General features: G+C 62.9%; 16 protein-coding genes. 10 read left to right on the top strand and 6 right to left on the bottom strand.

The genetic code is table 11. The features are described from left to right. Window positions 1-147: 147 nt before the first annotated feature. The 6 genes from IC234_RS12595 to IC234_RS12570 all read right to left on the bottom strand — a co-directional run bounded on the left by IC234_RS12595 (window position 148) and on the right by IC234_RS12570 (window position 5,555). On the bottom strand, window positions 148-1,053 hold the full coding sequence (locus tag IC234_RS12595; protein WP_190925110.1) for an SDR family oxidoreductase: 906 nt from the start codon (window positions 1,051-1,053) through the stop codon (window positions 148-150). A gap of 24 nt (window positions 1,054-1,077) precedes the next feature. Further along, window positions 1,078-1,725, bottom strand: a complete 648-nt coding sequence (locus IC234_RS12590) for a peptidylprolyl isomerase (protein WP_190925108.1) — start codon at window positions 1,723-1,725, stop codon at window positions 1,078-1,080. 47 nt (window positions 1,726-1,772) lie between these two features. Next, the gene (gene hemC / locus IC234_RS12585; protein WP_190925106.1) at window positions 1,773-2,699 is read right to left on the bottom strand and encodes a hydroxymethylbilane synthase; all 927 of its coding nucleotides are present in this window, start codon (window positions 2,697-2,699) and stop codon (window positions 1,773-1,775) included. Window positions 2,700-2,764: 65 nt separating this feature from the next. After that, window positions 2,765-3,895 carry a DNA polymerase III subunit gene (locus IC234_RS12580; protein ID WP_190925104.1) on the bottom strand — a complete coding sequence of 377 codons (1,131 nt, stop codon included), beginning with the start codon at window positions 3,893-3,895 and terminating at the stop codon, window positions 2,765-2,767. Next, the gene (locus IC234_RS12575; RefSeq protein WP_190925102.1) at window positions 3,892-5,103 is read right to left on the bottom strand and encodes a GlmU family protein; all 1,212 of its coding nucleotides are present in this window, start codon (window positions 5,101-5,103) and stop codon (window positions 3,892-3,894) included. Before IC234_RS12575 ends, IC234_RS12580 begins: the two co-directional genes overlap by 4 nt. Before the next feature lie 182 nt (window positions 5,104-5,285). Then, window positions 5,286-5,555 carry a type B 50S ribosomal protein L31 gene (locus tag IC234_RS12570; RefSeq protein ID WP_190925099.1) on the bottom strand — a complete coding sequence of 90 codons (270 nt, stop codon included), beginning with the start codon at window positions 5,553-5,555 and terminating at the stop codon, window positions 5,286-5,288. A gap of 201 nt (window positions 5,556-5,756) precedes the next feature. On the opposite strand from IC234_RS12570, the gene IC234_RS12565 reads away from it, so the two are divergent. The 10 genes from IC234_RS12565 to IC234_RS12520 all read left to right on the top strand — a co-directional run bounded on the left by IC234_RS12565 (window position 5,757) and on the right by IC234_RS12520 (window position 16,381). Beyond that, on the top strand, window positions 5,757-6,215 hold the full coding sequence (locus IC234_RS12565; RefSeq protein ID WP_190925097.1) for a hypothetical protein: 459 nt from the start codon (window positions 5,757-5,759) through the stop codon (window positions 6,213-6,215). Window positions 6,216-6,355: 140 nt separating this feature from the next. After that, complete coding sequence (gene rdgB / locus IC234_RS12560; protein ID WP_190925095.1) at window positions 6,356-6,943, top strand: RdgB/HAM1 family non-canonical purine NTP pyrophosphatase; 588 nt, start codon at window positions 6,356-6,358, stop codon at window positions 6,941-6,943. Window positions 6,944-7,064: 121 nt separating this feature from the next. Beyond that, the gene (locus IC234_RS12555) at window positions 7,065-7,691 is read left to right on the top strand and encodes a uridine kinase family protein (protein WP_190925093.1); all 627 of its coding nucleotides are present in this window, start codon (window positions 7,065-7,067) and stop codon (window positions 7,689-7,691) included. Between the two features lie 202 nt (window positions 7,692-7,893). Continuing rightward, the gene (locus IC234_RS12550) at window positions 7,894-8,301 is read left to right on the top strand and encodes a hypothetical protein (protein ID WP_190925091.1); all 408 of its coding nucleotides are present in this window, start codon (window positions 7,894-7,896) and stop codon (window positions 8,299-8,301) included. Window positions 8,302-8,502: 201 nt separating this feature from the next. Continuing rightward, a complete protein-coding gene (locus IC234_RS12545; RefSeq protein ID WP_190925089.1) occupies window positions 8,503-8,964 on the top strand; it encodes a DUF4268 domain-containing protein in 462 nt (153 codons plus the stop codon). A 457-nt stretch (window positions 8,965-9,421) separates the two neighbouring features. Beyond that, the gene (locus tag IC234_RS12540) at window positions 9,422-10,597 is read left to right on the top strand and encodes a hypothetical protein (RefSeq protein WP_190925087.1); all 1,176 of its coding nucleotides are present in this window, start codon (window positions 9,422-9,424) and stop codon (window positions 10,595-10,597) included. Further along, window positions 10,516-10,887: a hypothetical protein gene (locus IC234_RS12535; RefSeq protein ID WP_190925085.1), complete on the top strand. Its 372-nt coding sequence runs from the start codon at window positions 10,516-10,518 to the stop codon at window positions 10,885-10,887. The genes IC234_RS12540 and IC234_RS12535 overlap by 82 nt, the downstream gene beginning before the upstream one ends. A 134-nt stretch (window positions 10,888-11,021) precedes the next feature. Beyond that, a complete protein-coding gene (gene secDF / locus IC234_RS12530) occupies window positions 11,022-14,003 on the top strand; it encodes a protein translocase subunit SecDF (protein ID WP_190925083.1) in 2,982 nt (993 codons plus the stop codon). A gap of 130 nt (window positions 14,004-14,133) precedes the next feature. Continuing rightward, window positions 14,134-14,748, top strand: a complete 615-nt coding sequence (locus IC234_RS12525; protein WP_190925081.1) for an RNA polymerase sigma factor — start codon at window positions 14,134-14,136, stop codon at window positions 14,746-14,748. Beyond that, complete coding sequence (locus tag IC234_RS12520; protein ID WP_190925079.1) at window positions 14,735-16,381, top strand: hypothetical protein; 1,647 nt, start codon at window positions 14,735-14,737, stop codon at window positions 16,379-16,381. Before IC234_RS12525 ends, IC234_RS12520 begins: the two co-directional genes overlap by 14 nt. Window positions 16,382-16,420 lie beyond the last annotated feature (39 nt).

The raw sequence follows: 16,420 nt of genomic DNA, 5'->3' as shown, positions 1-16,420 counted from the left end.
GCATCCAGTCGATTACCCATTACCTATCAACTTCCCGCATTTGGTATAATACCCTTACCCTATCTACCCACTCATTACTTCTACCGCTCGCCGGCTACCCCTGCCGAGTTTTAACCCGCCGTCTACCCCGGCGGGTTTTTTTTGCCCTTACCGCTCGTCGCTCTGGCGGCCCACCAGCTCGATGCCCTGAGCAAAAGTGTGGGGGCGGTAGCCCAGTTCGCGCTTGGCTTTATCGATGATGAAGCCGGTCCGGGCCGGCCGCCGGGCCGGCTGCGTAAACGTGCCGGCGTTGGCTTCCTCGATGAGGCCGTGGTCGAGCCCAAAAAAGTCGGCCACCTGTAGGGCCATGGCATGGGGCGTGAGCATTTCGTCGCTGCTGATGTGGTAGATGCCCTGCGCCGAGTGAAGGGCCAGCAGCCAGCAGCCCTGCGCCAAGTCTTCGGCCAGGGTGGGCGTGCGCCACTGGTCCGACACCACTTTGATGGCTTTGCCGGCGCGCAACGAGTCGCGCACCCACAGCACGATGTTGGTGCGGCCGTACTCGTGGGCCACGCCGTACACCAGCACGGTGCGGGCAATGGCCCAACGGCCGGGGCTGGCCCGCACCAGCTCTTCGGCGGCCAGCTTGCTGTGGCCGTAGAAATTGACCGGCCCAGGCGTGGCGTCTTCGGCCAGGGGGCCGGCCTCGCCGCTAAAAATAAAGTCGGTGCTGAGGTGGGTGAGGTGAATGTCAAACTCGGCGCAAGCGTCGACGAGGTGCGCCACGGCCGTCACGTTGTGCAGCCAGCAGGCTTCGTGGTTGAGCTCGCACTCGTCCACGTTGGTCATAGCGGCCGTGTGGATGAGGTGGGTGGGCCGCTCCTGGGCCAGCACCTGGCGCACCTGAGCGGCATCGGTCACGTCGAGGGGCACGAAGTGCAGGCCGGGGTAAAGCGCAGCCAGCTTGTTGGCGCCGCGGGAGGTGGCCACCAGCTCCACTTCGGGCTGCGCACGCAGCAAGGCAACTAGCTTTTGGCCCAGCAGGCCATTGGAACCGGTGACGAGGATTTTCATACGCTGGCAGTGGGCGCCGGGTGGCTATTCGTACTTGTACCCGTAGAGCTTGCTGATTTTCTTCCGCTTCAGCTTCTCCACCTTCATGGTCATTTTCACGTCGGCAAGGGGCCGGTCGCGGGCGTCTTTGCTCACCTTGGCAATTTTGTCGATGACATCGAGGCCCTGAATGACTTGGCCGAACACGGTGTACTGCCCATCGAGAAAGTGGGTGCCCTCGTGGTTTTCGACCAGGTAAAACTGGGAGTTGCTGCTGGGCGTGCCGCGCGGGCCGCCCATGCGGGCGGCGGCCACGGCGCCGTACACGTGCGGGTGGCCGGGCGTGAGCTCGGCCGGGATGGTGGGGTCGTTGGGCTGGCCCAGGCCGTCGTTGCTGGGGTCGGCGTCTTTGGTGTTGGCGTCGCCGCCCTGAATCATAAAGTTGTCGATGACGCGGTGGAAGGTGGTGCCGTTGTAGAACCCGCTTTTGGCCTTTTGCAGGAAGTTGCCTTTGTGCAGGGGCGTGTCGTCGAAAAGCACGAGGCGGATGACGCCCTGCGGCGTGGTGATGGTCACGACTTCGTCTTTGCCGCTCTTTTTGGGCTTGCCGGGTTTATCGGCCGCGAAAACGGGGGCCGCAGCCCACAGCAGCACCAGCAAAAACGCCGCAGCGCGCAGAATGGAATGTTTCATAGAGGAGAGAAAGTAAAACGCCCGACAAAACTAACCGCCAGCCCCGGCTACCCGCGCTGCTCGCGGATACTGGCCAGAATTTCGCGGCCACCGCAGCCCAGAACGGCATCGGCCACGGCCACGCCCAGGGCATGAGCCTCGGCAGGCGAATCGGCGGTCTGGATTTCTTCCACGTATTCTTCGCCGCTCAGGCTAATGAGGCCGCCGTGCAGGCGCAGGTGGCCATTTTCGAGCGTGGCCAGGGCAAAGGAGGGAATGCTGCAGCCGCCTTCCATGGTGTGCAGAAAGGCGCGCTCGGCCAGTAGGCAGGTGTGGGTGGCGGGGTGGTCGAGGGCAGCCTTCAGGCGGGTTTTCAGGTTGGCGTCGAGGTCGGCGGCGCACTCCACGGCGATGCTGCCCTGGCCGGTGGCGGGCACAAACTGGGTGGCGGGCAGCGTGTGGCGCACCAGGTGCTCGTAGCCCATGCGGTGCACGCCGGCGTAGGCCAGCACGAGGGCATCGAACTGACCTTCTTCGAGCTTGCGCAGGCGAGTCTGGAGGTTGCCGCGAGCTTCGGCGGTTTCGGCGTGCGGGTAGAAGCGGCGCAGCTGAGCCTTGCGGCGGGTGCTGCTGGTGCCCAGCACGATGCCCGGCTTGTCGAGTGAAAACTGCTCATCGAAGCTCAGCACCACGTCGTTCACCTGCTCGCGCTCCAGGAAGGCCAGCAGCTCCAGCTCACGCGGGATGCTGCTTTGCACGTCCTTGGCCGAATGCACTGCCAGGTGGGTTTCGCCGCGCAGTAGGCTGTTTTCCAGCTCTTCAGTGAACACGCCTTTGGAGCCGATTTTGGCCAGGCTGCGGTCCTGCACGGCGTCGCCGGTGGTTTGCATCGGCACGATTTCGGTTTCGAAGCCGGCTTTTTGCAGCAGCGCGGCCACGTGTTCGGTTTGCCACAGGGCGAGGCGGCTGGCGCGGGTGGCGAGGCGGATTTTCATTATCAGGCGGTTATCATTTAAAACGTCATGCTTCGGCTGCGCTCAGCATGACCGTGCTTTTTCATTCAGGCGCGCAAAAATCCCCCTAGCCGCAAGGAGCTGTCCACAAACACCATTTTGGCGTTGGCGTTGCGCTCGATGTGGTAGTGGGCGTCGGTGAGTTCTTTGGTTAACAGGTCGGCATTGCGCGGCGTCACGAAACGGGCGAAGCCGGTTACGAACTGCTGCTCGCCGCTGGCCAGGTGGGGCACAAATTTCGGGTCGATGCCAAACAGCAGCACCTTGCGCAGCAGGCCCAGCGAGTAGCTCAGCAGTTCCTTCTGGTTTTCGCGGCCCAGCTTTTGGAATTCGTCGCTTTGCTTGAGAATGTCGGCCGCTTTCTGGCTGTAGCACTGGCGCATCCACTTCGCAAAAAACTCAAAATAGTCGTGGTCGGCGTTGGCGTCGCGGCTGGCGATGGCGGCGCCCAGGCTGCCCTCGGCCAGCTGCGCCACCTGGCGGGCCTTCACCTCGGGCACCTGGTAGGCGGTGTGCAGGAAGCCGGTTATGTCATCTTCGGAAAACGGGCGCACCACCACCGGCTGCACCCGGCTGATGATGGTGGGCAACAGCTGCTCGGGCGCGTGGCTCACCAGCAGGAAGATGGTGGCGGGCGGCGGCTCCTCCAGCAGCTTGAGCACGGCATTGGCGGCCGCCGGGTGCATGAGCTCAGGCAGCCAGACGATGACGATTTTGAACCGCGCCTCAAAGGCCTTCAGGCTCACCAGCTTCAGAATCTGCACGGCCTCGTCCTTGCTGATGTTGCCCTGCTTGTTTTCGGCCCCGATGTGCTGCATCCAGTCGTTGAGGCCCTGGTAGGGGTTGTCGAGCACGAAGGTGCGCCACTCGGCCATGAACTTGCTGCTCACCGCGTCCTTGGTCACCGTTTTGGTGGTGGTGACGGGCACGATGAAGTTCAGGTCGGGGTGGGCCAGCTTGGCTATTTTGGTGCAGGCCGGGCAGTGGCCGCAGCTGTCGGCGGCACCGGGCGCGCGTTCCTCACAGTTCAAAAACTGCGCGTAGGCCAATGCCAGCGCCAGCGCAGCGCCGCCCTCGCTGCCGCGAAACAGCTGGGCATGCGCCACGTGCTGCCGCTGCACCGACTGGCGCAGGAGCTGCTTGACGGCGGTTTGGTTGGGAATTTCGGCGAAGGTCATGCTTTAGCCTTTTCCCAGATTCTATCGCCTTCCGTAGCCGCAAATACTTCCTGCATGATGCCTTGCTCCACGGCATCATACGGCAGGTTGCGGCGGGCCATCACGCGCTCGGCCACCTCCCCTACTTTGGGCAGCTTGAAGGTTTCGAAGCCCGCCGCGCCACCCCAGCTAAAGCTCGGGATGAAGGTGCGCGGAAAGCCGGCCCCGAAAATGTTGGCCCCCACGCCCACCACCGTGCCGGTGTTGAACATGGTGTTGATGCCGCACTTGCTGTGGTCGCCCATCATCAGACCGCAGAAGGTCTGGCCGGTGTCGACGAAGCGACTGGCGGCGTGGCTCCAGATTTTGACGGGCGCGTAGTTGTTCTTGAGGTTGGAGGTGTTGGTGTCGGCCCCCAGGTTGCACCACTCGCCGATGACGGAGTTGCCCAAGTAGCCGTCGTGGCCCTTGTTGCTGTAGCCCAGCAAAATGCTGTTGCCCACTTCGCCGCCCACCTTCGAGAACGGTCCCACGGTGTTGTCGCCGCGCATTTTGGCCCCGGCGTTGATGTGGGCGCCCTCGCACAGCGCCAGCGGCCCCTTGATGATGGCGCCCTCGTGCACCTGCGCGTTTTTGCCCAGGTAGATGGGGCCGTCCTCGGCGTTGAGAATGGCCGCGCGGATTTTTACGCCTTCCTCAATGAAGATATTCTCGGCGCCATACACAATGGTGTGGGCATCGCCGACGGGCTGCGAGGTGCGGCCCTGGGTGAGCAGGGCAAAGTCGCGGCGGATTTCCACGCCGTTGCGCAGAAACAGCTGCCACGGGCGGTCAATCACCGTCACGGGCTCGGCCACCTGCCGGGTTTCGGGAATGCCGTCCTGAATGAGTTCGGCCACCAGCGAGGCGTCGGCCACGTGGGCGGCCACCAGCAACTCGTCGCAGTACAGGGCCTGGCCGGGCAGCAGGGCCTGCACTTGGCGCGCGAGCAGGTCGTCGGGGCACACGGCGCCGTTGACGATGAGGGCCGCGCCGCGCACGTCACCCGCCGGGAACTTGGCCTGCAGGTACGGCTGCGTGAGGTAGCCCACGGCCTCGACGCCCAACCGGCATTGCCACTTTTCGGCCAGCGTGAGGATGCCGCAGCGCAGCGCCGCCACCGGCCGCGTGAACGTGAAAGGCAACAGGTGCGGCCGGATGGCCGGGTCGTCGAAAAGCAGAACGTGCATGGAGGTAGTTGTCAGTTGCTTGTTGTCAGTTGTCGGGGCCGGACCAAAGCCGGGGCAGACAACGCCGGGGCAAAGTTCGGTTATCGTAAAAAGAAAAGCTCCCGGCAGCTGGGCTACCGGGAGCTTTTGGCTGCCCGCTCATCAGCTTAATAACTGACAACAAGCAACTAACAACTAAAAAGCTATTCTTTGTTGGCGCTGCTCTGCTCCTTCTTGGCGTAGCGGCTGCGGAATTTCTCCACGCGACCGGCCGTGTCGATGAACATGTTTTTGCCGGTGTAGAAGGGGTGCGAGGCCGAGCTCACTTCAATTTTCACCAGCGGGTACGTCTTGCCGTCTTCCATCGTGATGGTGTCGGTCGGCTTCATCGTGGAGCGGGTGATGAACTTGAAATCCGAAGAGGAGTCCTGGAATACGACTTCCTGGTACTCGGGGTGGGTGTCCTTTTTCATATCGAGGGTCAGTTTTACCGGTTGAACCCTGCCGATTTTGCGGAAGGGACTGCAAAAGTACAGCTTAGCTCCGAAATACCCAACCCTGGCGCCAACATTTTCCGCAGCTTCGGGCCGGGCAAGCCGTGCTCCTGAGGTTGTTGCCTTTCCGAAAAGGTTGTACATTTGAATTCGGCCCTCACTCGGGGCCCGCTGCTGCGTGTGCTGAAACTTGTACCCGTCCGTCGCCTGATTCGCCGCTCCGGCCCCGCAGCCCTGCTGCTGGTGTTGTGCAGCGCCGTGCTGGCCGTGGCCGCGTCGCTCACCATGTTCACCGCCGCCTACGAAGGCACTCGGGTGCGCATAGACTGGGAAGTGAACAGCGAAGCCGACGTGACGGGCTTCGAGCTGGCCCGCAAGTCGGCCACCGAAACCAGCTACAGCACGGTGACCAGCGTGGTGCCCAACGGGCAGCGCCGCTACCAGTACTACGACGCCAACGTGTTTCGCACCACGCCCGGCAGCACGCCCGGCACGCCCGCGCCCTCGGCCGGGGGGCCTTTCACCTACCGCCTCACCGTGCACAGCCCCACCGGCGACCAGAGCTACCTCACGGTGCTGGCCGGCACGCCCAGCGCCGTGCAGCGCTCCTGGGGCACCATCAAGTCGATGTTTAGGTAAAGGATTTGCCATTACGTAGAACGTCATGCTGAGCGCAGTCGAAGCATCTCTCCCGCGCAAGTAATAATTCCTGCTGCACGCGAGATGCTTCGACTGCGCTCAGCATGACGTTTTGATTTAAACCCAACATACTTTCTCCCTTGCTTACCCAACTTTGCTTCGCTTCCAACAATGCACACAAGCTCGACGAAATCCGGCCACTGCTGCCAGCGGGCCTCACGCTGCTGAGCCTGGCCGACATTGGCTGCCACGAGGAGCTGCCCGAAACCCAGGACACCCTGGAAGGCAACGCCCGCCAGAAGGCCGAATACGTGCGCCAGCACTACGGCGTGGCCTGCTTCGCCGACGATACCGGCCTCGAAGTAACGGCCCTCAACGGCGAACCCGGCGTGTACTCGGCGCGCTACGCCGGGCCCCAGCGCCGGGCCGAAGACAACGTGGCCAAGCTGCTGCAGGAGCTGCGCGGCGCCGCCGACCGCTCGGCGCGCTTCCGCACGGTGGTGGCCCTGGCCCAGGCCGATGGCAGCGTGCACGAGTTTGCCGGCGAGGTGGCGGGCCACATTACGGAAGAAGCCCACGGCACGGGCGGCTTCGGCTACGACCCGGTGTTTGTGCCCGCTGAGGGCGACGGGCGCAGCTTCGCCGAAATGAGCAGCACCGAGAAAAACCGCATCAGCCACCGGGCACGGGCGGTGGCGGGGCTGTTGGCGTTTTTGAAGCAGGAATAAGAACAGGTCGGAACAGACCGGTCATGTCGAGCTTGCCGAGACAGCTCAGGATGATTGCCGGGTTCAATTCTTCGCTTCTCTTTTTCCTTCCTCAGTGCGCCGCGCGTTATCTTTGCCTGCTATGCACACCCCGTATCTAATTGGCATCACCGGCGGCAGCGCTTCTGGTAAAACCACGTTTTTGCGCCGGCTCCTGGCGTCCTTTCCCGAAGAGGAGATTTGCCTGATTTCGCAGGACAACTATTACCACCCCCGCGAAAAACAGCTGCGCGACGACCAAGGCGTGGAAAACTTCGACCTGCCCGCCAGCATCGACGCCGCGGCCTACGCCGACGACGTGCTGCGCATCAGCCAAGGCCACGAGGTGCGCCGCAAGGAGTACACCTTCAACAATGCGGCCGTAACGCCCAAGGAGCTGGTGTTTCGGCCGGCGCCCATTGTGGTGGTGGAGGGCATCTTCGTGTTTCACTTCGAGGAGATTGCCAAGCTGCTCGACCTCAAGGTGTACATCGACGCCCAGGAGCACGTGAAGCTGCACCGCCGCATCATCCGCGACCGCGACGAGCGGGGCTACGACCTGGCCGACGTGCTCTACCGCTACACCCACCACGTGGCACCGACTTACGAGCAATTCATCGCGCCCTACAAGCATTACGCCGACATCGTGATTCCCAACAACCGCCACTTCGAGAAAGGGCTGGAGGTGCTGGTGGGCTTTCTGCAGGGCAAAGTAGCGGCGCAACGCTAGCCGCGCGCCGGCCATTTCGGTAGCGGTCGCTCCGCAGCCTGCCCGGGCTGCGGAGCGGCCTTTTTTTTGCCTGTGTTGCGCAATAGCAGTAAAAATGGATTATCTTGGACCTGCAATCTCCACCTTACCGGAAGCGGGCCGCGGCTAGCTGAGCCGCCGCAGCCGGTTCAGCGCCACCCAGTCACCCTTTGCTTTGCTGCTTATGAAACGCACACCTTTACTCTTTTCCCGGCTAGCCTCCGCCGCCGTTGCTTCGGCGAGCTTGTTGGGCTTGCTGAGCTGCGACAAAAACGGTCAGGCCGGCATCATGCAGCACCCGGCCGGCAACGCCGCCTACCGCGTGGAAGTGACGCCCGACAAAGCCTACGGCGAGGTGTTCGACGCCAGCCTGGGCAAGCTCAACGACACGACCTACCTCATCATCACGAAGGCCGAGCGGGGCAGCGTGTTTGCCATGCACACCGGCCCGCTGCCCACCGCCGACCACGCCGTGTGCTTCGCCAGCACCAACAACCCCGGCTTTAAAGAGTGTGTGGAAGAATACTACCACAACGCCGGTGGCGTGGCCATTCAGAGCAACGAGGCCGGCTGGTGGGCCACGCCGCTGTAGTTCTATTGGGGAATCTGGGAGAAGGTGGGGAGAGGGGAAAAGGAGCAGCATGTCATGCTGAGCGCAGCCGAAGCATCTCGCGTGGGGTAGTAATCCAATCGATTGGGTTTACTATTGCACGCGAGATGCTTCGGCTGCGCTCAGCATGACGTTCTTTTTCTACCTTTTCCCACCTCCCTTCCTACCCTTCTCCCCAAAAAAATGTATAGCAAAGCGGAAGCTACCCAACTGCGCCAGGCTTTCTGGACCGCCTTTGGGCAATACATGGCCCCCGTGCCCTCGGCCGAGGGCGAAACCACCAACTGGATTAACTACAAGACGGGCATCAAGCACCTGTATTTTCGGATGCAGGCCGACAACCGGCAGGCCAAAATCGCCATCGAGCTGAACCACCCGGACCCGGGCATTCGGGAGCTGTTTTTTGAGCAGTTCCGGGAGCTGAAAACCTTGCTGCACGAAACGCTGGGCGAGGAATGGATTTGGGAAGAAGAGGCCCTGGACGCCCAGGGCCTGCCGCTGAGCTGCATCTACACGGAGCTACAGCCGGTGAACCTATTCAACCGCGACGACTGGCCCAAGCTCATCTCGTTTTTCAAGCCCCGCATCGTGGCGCTCGATGCCTTTTGGGCCGATGCGCAGTACACGTTTGAGGCGCTGAAATAAGCAATTACATGCGCCGCCGACCTGGCCGCGCGTGTATCAGTAAAGCTCTGGTTGCCGTTGCAGCCGGAGCTTTGCGCTGTTGTTACGGCAACGCTTTTTCTTGCACCGGGAAGGCCTGACAAGCCTACATAATTCTCGATTAGGCCTTCCGCTGCACTAAGCCTGCCGGTATATATTTGACCTACTGGCCAGCACCTTTCCACTGCGGCCAGCTTGGGGCGCCTTCCACCGCCCCACCACCCTGAGTTTTCACCCGAACTCTTGGCTCTCTGCGCCTTTTGGCAGAGCACTCGGCGTTCGTGCACCTCGTTGGTTTTGCACGCTGCTTGTCGGCTTCCGACCCGTAACGTTTTTCTTTTCTGGGTTCTTTTCAGCGGCACTTCTGGGGTTGCTGTTGCGCGTCACGATTGCGCTGCCAGCGTCGCTGTATGGCTCTTGCCAACTTTCACATCATCTTATGGAACGGGTACTCATTGCTTTATTTTCAGTGATTTTGCTGGCCGGCGGCTGCCAAAAGGCGCCGGCCGGCCCCGCCGAATGCGCGCAGGTGGCCCGGGCGCCGGCCGCCTTCCTGGCCTACTGGTATTTCCCCCGGGGCTCCTACTGGGTCTACCAGAAGCGCGGCGCCAGCCCCGTGGAAGTGGACACGGTCACCGTCATCGGCAGCCGGGTGCGCGTGTTCCAGCCGGGTCAGACCACCTACGGCCTGCCCACCTGCACCGAGCTCTACGACTACACCTGCTGGCACTCCAACCGCCGCTACTTCCCCGGCGTCAGTCCTAACAGCGGCTTCCGCGGCTTGGAATTCTTCGAAAGCCAGGAAGAAAGCGGCCACTGGTTTGTCACGCAAAGCACCGAAAATATGTATGATATCGGCTTTCTGTGGTCATACCCCCAGCTACCGGTGGGTCAGCCCATTGCTAACACCGGCCCCACCCTGCTCGACACTCTCCCGGTGAGCGTGCCCGCTGGCCGCTTCGCCCGCTCGGTGCATCTGCGCATTGACGCGGTTCATGATTCCACTAAAGGGGCTTTCGTTCGCTCCTACCACCTCACGCGGGGCATCGGCTACACGCGCAAGGTCTACGCCAACCTGGGCACCTGGGAGTTGGTCAAATACCACTTGGCCCCCCCGGTAACGGCTTTGTTTCGTTTGGATTCAGCCCCTGCGCCTGGAGAAGCTTTAGCTGCTGGTGTTTCTATTTTGCCTTGGCTGGCCCCTGTTATAGGGGCCTTTTTTATGTTGCCGGCAGACGGATGTAAGCTCGTTGAGCCGGCGTGCGAGCTGCCCAAACCGGTGTGCAAGTTTGTCAAACCGCATGGCAAGTTTGTCAAACAAGGGTGCGACTTCGGCATACACGCGTGCGAATTCATCAAACCGGGTTGTGAGTTCATCCTACGCGCATGTGAGCGGCCCAAACCGGGGTGCGGGTTCGGAATACCGGCCTGCGAGCGGGCCTTACACGCCGGCGAGGGCATTTTGCGGGGCGGAAAACGGGCCTTGCCTGCATTCCCGCCAAATGGGTATCTTTGCAGACCCCGTCCATACCCATGCTGGCTCTGCTTTCCCGTTTTTGGTTCTCGCTCCGCTTTGCCCTGCTCGCCGCCACGGTGCTGCTGGTACTGGGCCTGAACCAGCGCGCCGTGAGCGTGCTGCGGCCCGTGGGCAAGGGCGAAACGCGCTGGGCGCAGCCCACCCGCGTGGCGGTGGTGAAACAAAAAGTACTGCTGGAAGCCACCACGGCCCTCGACCACTTTGTGGCGCCGCCGATGGTGGCCTGGCTGCCCAGCGCCGTGCCGGCCGTGTGGCTGCCCAGCCTGCGCCAGGCCCTGGCCGTGCCGCGCCTGCGGGCCGGCATCCGGGCGGGCGAGGTGTTTCGGGCGCGGCTGCTGGCCGTGGTCCTGTCGCCGCAGGCCCCTTAAATTCAGTTGGCAGTTAGCAGTGAGCAGTTAGCAGTTGGTGGGCGTGTCCCTGAGCTGCCGGCTGGTGGCTGCTTGCATGCCCCTTCCCGCCTTCATTGCTCACAGACAACTACTAACTGATAACTGATTTTCACATGCGTAACAAAGGATTAATCATCGCGCTCACCCTCGTCGTCACGGCGTTGTGCGTGTACTTCCTGTTCTTCACCTACGTCTCGCGCGGGGTGCAGACCAAGGCCGTGGCCTACGCCACGCGCAACGGCAAGCTCGACGAAGCCGCCCGCCAGCACTACCTCGATTCGGTGTGGCGCGCGCCCGTGTTTGGCCCCTTCACCTACCGCGAAGTGCGCCAGAGCGAGCTCGGCCTCGGCCTCGACCTGAAAGGCGGCATGCACGTGACGCTGGAAGTGTCGCCGGTGGAAATTGTGCGCGCCATGAGCGGCAACAGCAAAGACCCCGCCTTCAACCGCGCCCTGGCCAACGCCCAGGAAGCCCAAAAGACCAACTCCAGCACGCCGTTTACGGCGCTGTTTGCCCAGGCCTACCAGCAGCTGGCGCCCAGCAAGCCGCTGGCCACCATCTTCGCCAACACCACCAACAAGAGCCGCGGCATCGACATCAACTCCTCGAACGAGAAGGTGATTGGCGCCATCGACAAGGAAGTGGAAGAAGCCATCGACCGCTCGTTCAACATCCTGCGCACCCGCGTCGATAAGTTCGGCGTGAACCAGCCCAGCATTCAGCGTGTGAAAGGCACCGGCCGCCTGCAAATCGAGCTGCCCGGCGTCGACAACCCCGACCGCGTGCGCAAGCTGCTGCAGGGCCAGGCCAAGCTGGAGTTCTGGGAAGTGTGGAACCAGAACGAAGTGGGCCCTTACCTCGTGACCCTCGACAAGCAGCTCTCGGCCAAGCAGGCCGCTGCCAAAGCGGCCCCCGCCGTGGCCTCGGCCGCCGACACCACGGCCGCCGCCGCTGGCGATTCGACCTCGCTGGCTTCGCAGCTGGCCAAGAAAACCAAGGATGCCACGGCCGACTCGGCTGCTAATTCTACTCAGGGCGGCGTGCTCGCCAAGCTCTTTACCATGCCCGGCCGCCTGGGCGTGAACCTGCGCGACACCGCCCGCATGAATACCCTCCTGCGCTCGCCGGAGGCCAAAGCCGTGCTGCCCCCCACCCTGGCCCTGCTCTGGAGCCTGAAGCCCACCACCATTGAGAAGCAGGAGTACCTGGAGCTGATTCCGGTGCGCAAAACCCGCGACGGCGTGCCCATGCTGAGCGGCGAAGCCGTGAACGATGCCCGCGCCGACATCGGCCAGAACGGCCAGCCGGAAGTGCTGATGAACATGACCCCCGCCGGCTCGCGCAAGTGGGCCAAGATGACGGCCGCCAACATCGGCCGCCAGGTGGCCATGGTGCTCGACGACTACGTGTGCTCGGCGCCGGTGGTGCAGGGCGAAATCACGGGCGGCGGCACCAGCATCACGGGCAGCTTCCAGATTGAAGACACCCAGGACTTGGCCAACCAGCTGAAGGCTGGTAAGCTGCCCGCCCCCACGCGCATCGTGGAAGAAGCCGTGGTAGGCCCCTCGCTCGGCAAGGAAGCCATCAACCAGGGCCTGTACTCGTCGCTGGCCGGCGTGGTAATTATCATGCTGTTCATGGCCTTCTACTATGGCCGCGCCGGCATCGTAGCCGACATCGCCCTGCTCTTCAACATCTTCCTGATTCTGGGTGTGCTGGCCCAGTTCGGCACCGCCCTCACCCTGCCCGGCATCGCCGGTCTGATTCTGGTGATGGGCACCTCGGTGGACGCCAACGTACTGATTTTCGAGCGGATTCGCGAAGAACTCGACCACGGCCTTAGCCTCACCGATGCCATCAACAAAGGCTACTCGCGCGCCTTCTCGGCTATTTTCGACTCGAACGTGACCACCATGCTGATTGCCGTGATTCTCGGCTTCTTCGGCACGGGCCCGGTGCAAAACTTCGCCATCACGCTCGGCATTGGTGTGCTCACCTCGTTCCTGTCGGCCGTGTTCGTGTCGCGCCTCATCATCGAGTGGATGGTGAAGGGCAACGAAAACCACCCGATGACCTTCAGCACGGTGATTTCGCGCAACCTGTTCAAGAACCTGAATTTCGACATCGTGGGCAAGCGCAAGCTGGCCTACACCTTCTCGACCCTCTTCATCGTCATCGGCTTCGTGCTGATGTACGTGCAGGGCGGCCCCAACCTGGGCGTGGACTTCAAAGGCGGCCGCGCCTACGTGGTCGACTTCAACAAGACCATGGAAGCCTCGGCCGTGGGCGACAAGCTGCGCCCCGTATTTGAAGGCGCCGGCTTGGAAGTGAAGCAATACGGCTCGCCCGACCGCCTGCGCATCACCACCGGCTACCTGGCCGAAGACGAAAGCCCCGCCGCCGACGCCAAAGTGGTGGCCGCCCTCAACAAAGGCCTGCGGCAGTACAGCGCCGACGCGCCGGTGATTAAGTCGACCTCGAAAGTGGGCGCCACCATCGCCGACGACATCAAGCGTACTTCGGTGCTCTCGCTGGGCCTCACGCTGCTGGGCATCTTCGTGTACGTGTTGTTCCGCTTCGAGCGCTGGCAGTACTCCATGGCCGCGGTGGTGGCCCTGTTCCACGACGCCCTGCTCGTGATTGCGGCTTTCCCCATTGCCCGCCTCTTCGGCCTGAACTACGAGATGGACCAGATTTTCGTGGCCGCGCTGCTCACGGTTATCGGCTTCTCGATGAACGACACGGTGGTTATCTACGACCGTATCCGCGAGTACCTGCGCGAGAACCCCAAGCTGACCTTCGCCCAAGTGGTGAACCCGGCCCTGAACTCGACCTTCTCGCGCACCATGATTACATTCACCACGGTGTTTCTGGTGGTGTTTGTGATGTACGTGTTCGGTGGCGAGACCCTGCGCTCGTTCTCCTTCGCCATGATTATCGGCGTGATTTTCGGCACGTATTCGTCGCTGTTCATCGCCACCCCGATTATCCTCGACACCTACGGCAAGAAAGAGGAGCGTGAGCGCCTGGCCCGCGGCGAAGACGTGACCGGCGTGGACGCCGGCACGCCCAAGCTGAGCCAAGCCAACGTGTAGTGTTCCACGGCTTACCTAGCTGATTAGTTGAAAAAAGCCCGGCCGCGCGCCGGGCTTTTTTTGTGCCTGGGGCAACCGTTTTTGCTTATCTTCCGAGTGGTTTAGTGAAGCCCCGCCAACCGCCGCTCGCATGCTGCACCTCTCCTCACCTAGCTCTGCTCCTCCTACCCTGCCCGAGCTGCTGGCAGCCTGCCAACGGCAGGAGCGCGTGGCTCAGCGCCGGCTGTACGGGCAGTTTCACGGCTTTGCGATGAGCATCTGCCTGCGCTACGCCCGCGACCGCGACCAGGCCCTGGAAGCGGCCAACGACGGCTTCCTGAAAATATTCCGCGACTTGTACCGCTTCGACGCGGCCCGCCACCCGGAGGACGTGCTGGGCTCGTTTCGGGGCTGGCTCAAGCGCATCATGATTCACACGGCCATCGACCACTACCGCGCCAACGAGCGCCAGCAGCACCAGCAGGAGCTCGACGACGCGACCCTGAACCAAGCCGACGGCGGCGCCACGCCCCTCGACACGCTGAGCTACGACGAGCTGCTGGGCCTGGTGCAGCGCCTGCCCCCGGCCTACCGCGCGGTGTTCAACCTGGCGGTGATTGACGGATTTGGCCACGAGGAAATCGCCGAGCAGCTGCGCATTTCGGTGGGCACGTCCAAATCGAATTTATTTAAAGCCCGAGCCCATTTGCGCACAATGCTGGCCCAAATCACTCCTATTACTTCAGCCCGCTATGTGGTCGGATAACGATATTGATAACGCTTTCCAACGGCTAAACCCGCCGGAGCCGGACCCCGCGCCCTTCCCGCTGGATGCCTGGCTGCGCCTGGAAACGCAGCTAGACAAGGCCGAGATTCAGCGGGCGGTGCGGCGGAAAATGTGGAAGTTTTTCGCGGCGGAAGTGCTGGTCGTGGCGCTCATGGGACTGGGCTGGCTGCTGTGGTGGCCCGCCGGCCCGGCGTCGCGCGCCAAAATGACGGCTGCCGCGAGCACGCCCGCCGCCTCTTACGCCGCCACTCACGCCGAGCATACCGGACACCAACCGGCCAACCAAAAGGGCGCTGCTTGGTCTGCTTCAGGGGCAAACGCCCCGGCGGCTTCGCCTGCCACACCGGCCTCAACAGCCACCACCACGCCCGCTACGACAAAGCCAACGGAGGCTACACCAACCACCGCCTTATCTCCTCCTTCTGCTGGCGAAACGGTGACCGCAACGGTGGCCCCGGCTGCGCAACCAGCCGCGCCCAAAAGGCCAGCGCCCACGCTGGCAGCCTTGCTGCCCAACCAGCCGGCTCGCTCCACTGCCGCGCCGCGCGAAGGCCGGACGGGCGGGGTGGTGCTAGCTGAAGCGGTGGCCGCTGCGCCAACCAAACGACCCTACGCAGCTGCACCAGCCGAAGCCCAACCGGCCGCTATAGCTCGCTACAACGCGCCGAAAGCGGCCTGGGCAACGGCGGCAGTTGGGCGGCGGCCTTCGCGGCGGGCCTTGCAGCGAGGTGCGCAAGAGCAGCCGGCTGTTGTTGTCCGCGCTGCAGCGCACCGCCTGGGGCATGCCCAGCCATCTTATCAGGCGACTGATAATGGCTCCTCGGCGCTATCCGTGGCGCAAGCTGACGGCGCTGCGCCTACGGCTTCAAGAAACCTTGCTCCCACCACCTCCGACAACGCCGCGTTGGCGCTCAAGGAAGTGCGGTTGACTCTGCCCACTGGCAGTGACTTGCCGGCTCCGCTGGCTTCGGTGGCACCAACGCCGACGCCGTCTCGGCCTGATGTGCCCGCTCCGGCCCGGCAGCCCCGCTTTTACGTGGGCCTGGTGGGAGCGCCCGATGTGACGACCGTGAAATTTGCCAGCGTGGAGAGCCCGCTGCCCAACCTGGGCGTGGTGCTGGAATACCGCCTGGGCCGCCGCCTGCGCCTGAGCACCGGCCTGCTGCGCTCGACGAAACAGTACAGCGCCCGGCGCGAAGACTGCGATTTTGGAGCTTACGCGCCTTACGTAAAACACCGCTATTTCGACGACGTGGACGGCACCTGCACCGTGCTCGACGTGCCCCTGAACCTGCGCTACGACCTGCTTTCGCGGCCCGGCTACGCGCTGTACGGCAGCACCGGCCTGTCGTCGTTCTTCATGCAGCGCGAAACCTATTCCTACGCCTACGTGGAGTACAACAAGCCCGGCTACTGGGAGGGCGAGGCCGTGAACGCCAACCGGCATTTGTTCAGCATCCTCAACCTGTCGGTGGGCTACGAGCGCGCCCTGAGCCCGCGCTGGAGCCTGCACGCCGAGCCTTACGTGAAGGTGCCTCTGGCCGGCGTGGGCGTCTACAAGCTAAAGCTGACCAGCGCGGGCGTGTTTGTGGGCGTGAAATACGGTTTTTAGCCGCCCTCAAATGCCCTGGTTGCGCCGTAGCTTGCGGGT

The organism is Hymenobacter armeniacus (genome assembly GCF_014699055.1).
GTDB classification, from domain to species: Bacteria; Bacteroidota; Bacteroidia; order Cytophagales; family Hymenobacteraceae; genus Hymenobacter; species Hymenobacter armeniacus.
Note: the sequence above shows the minus strand (reverse complement) of the source record. Positions and strands in the feature narration are given on the sequence as shown.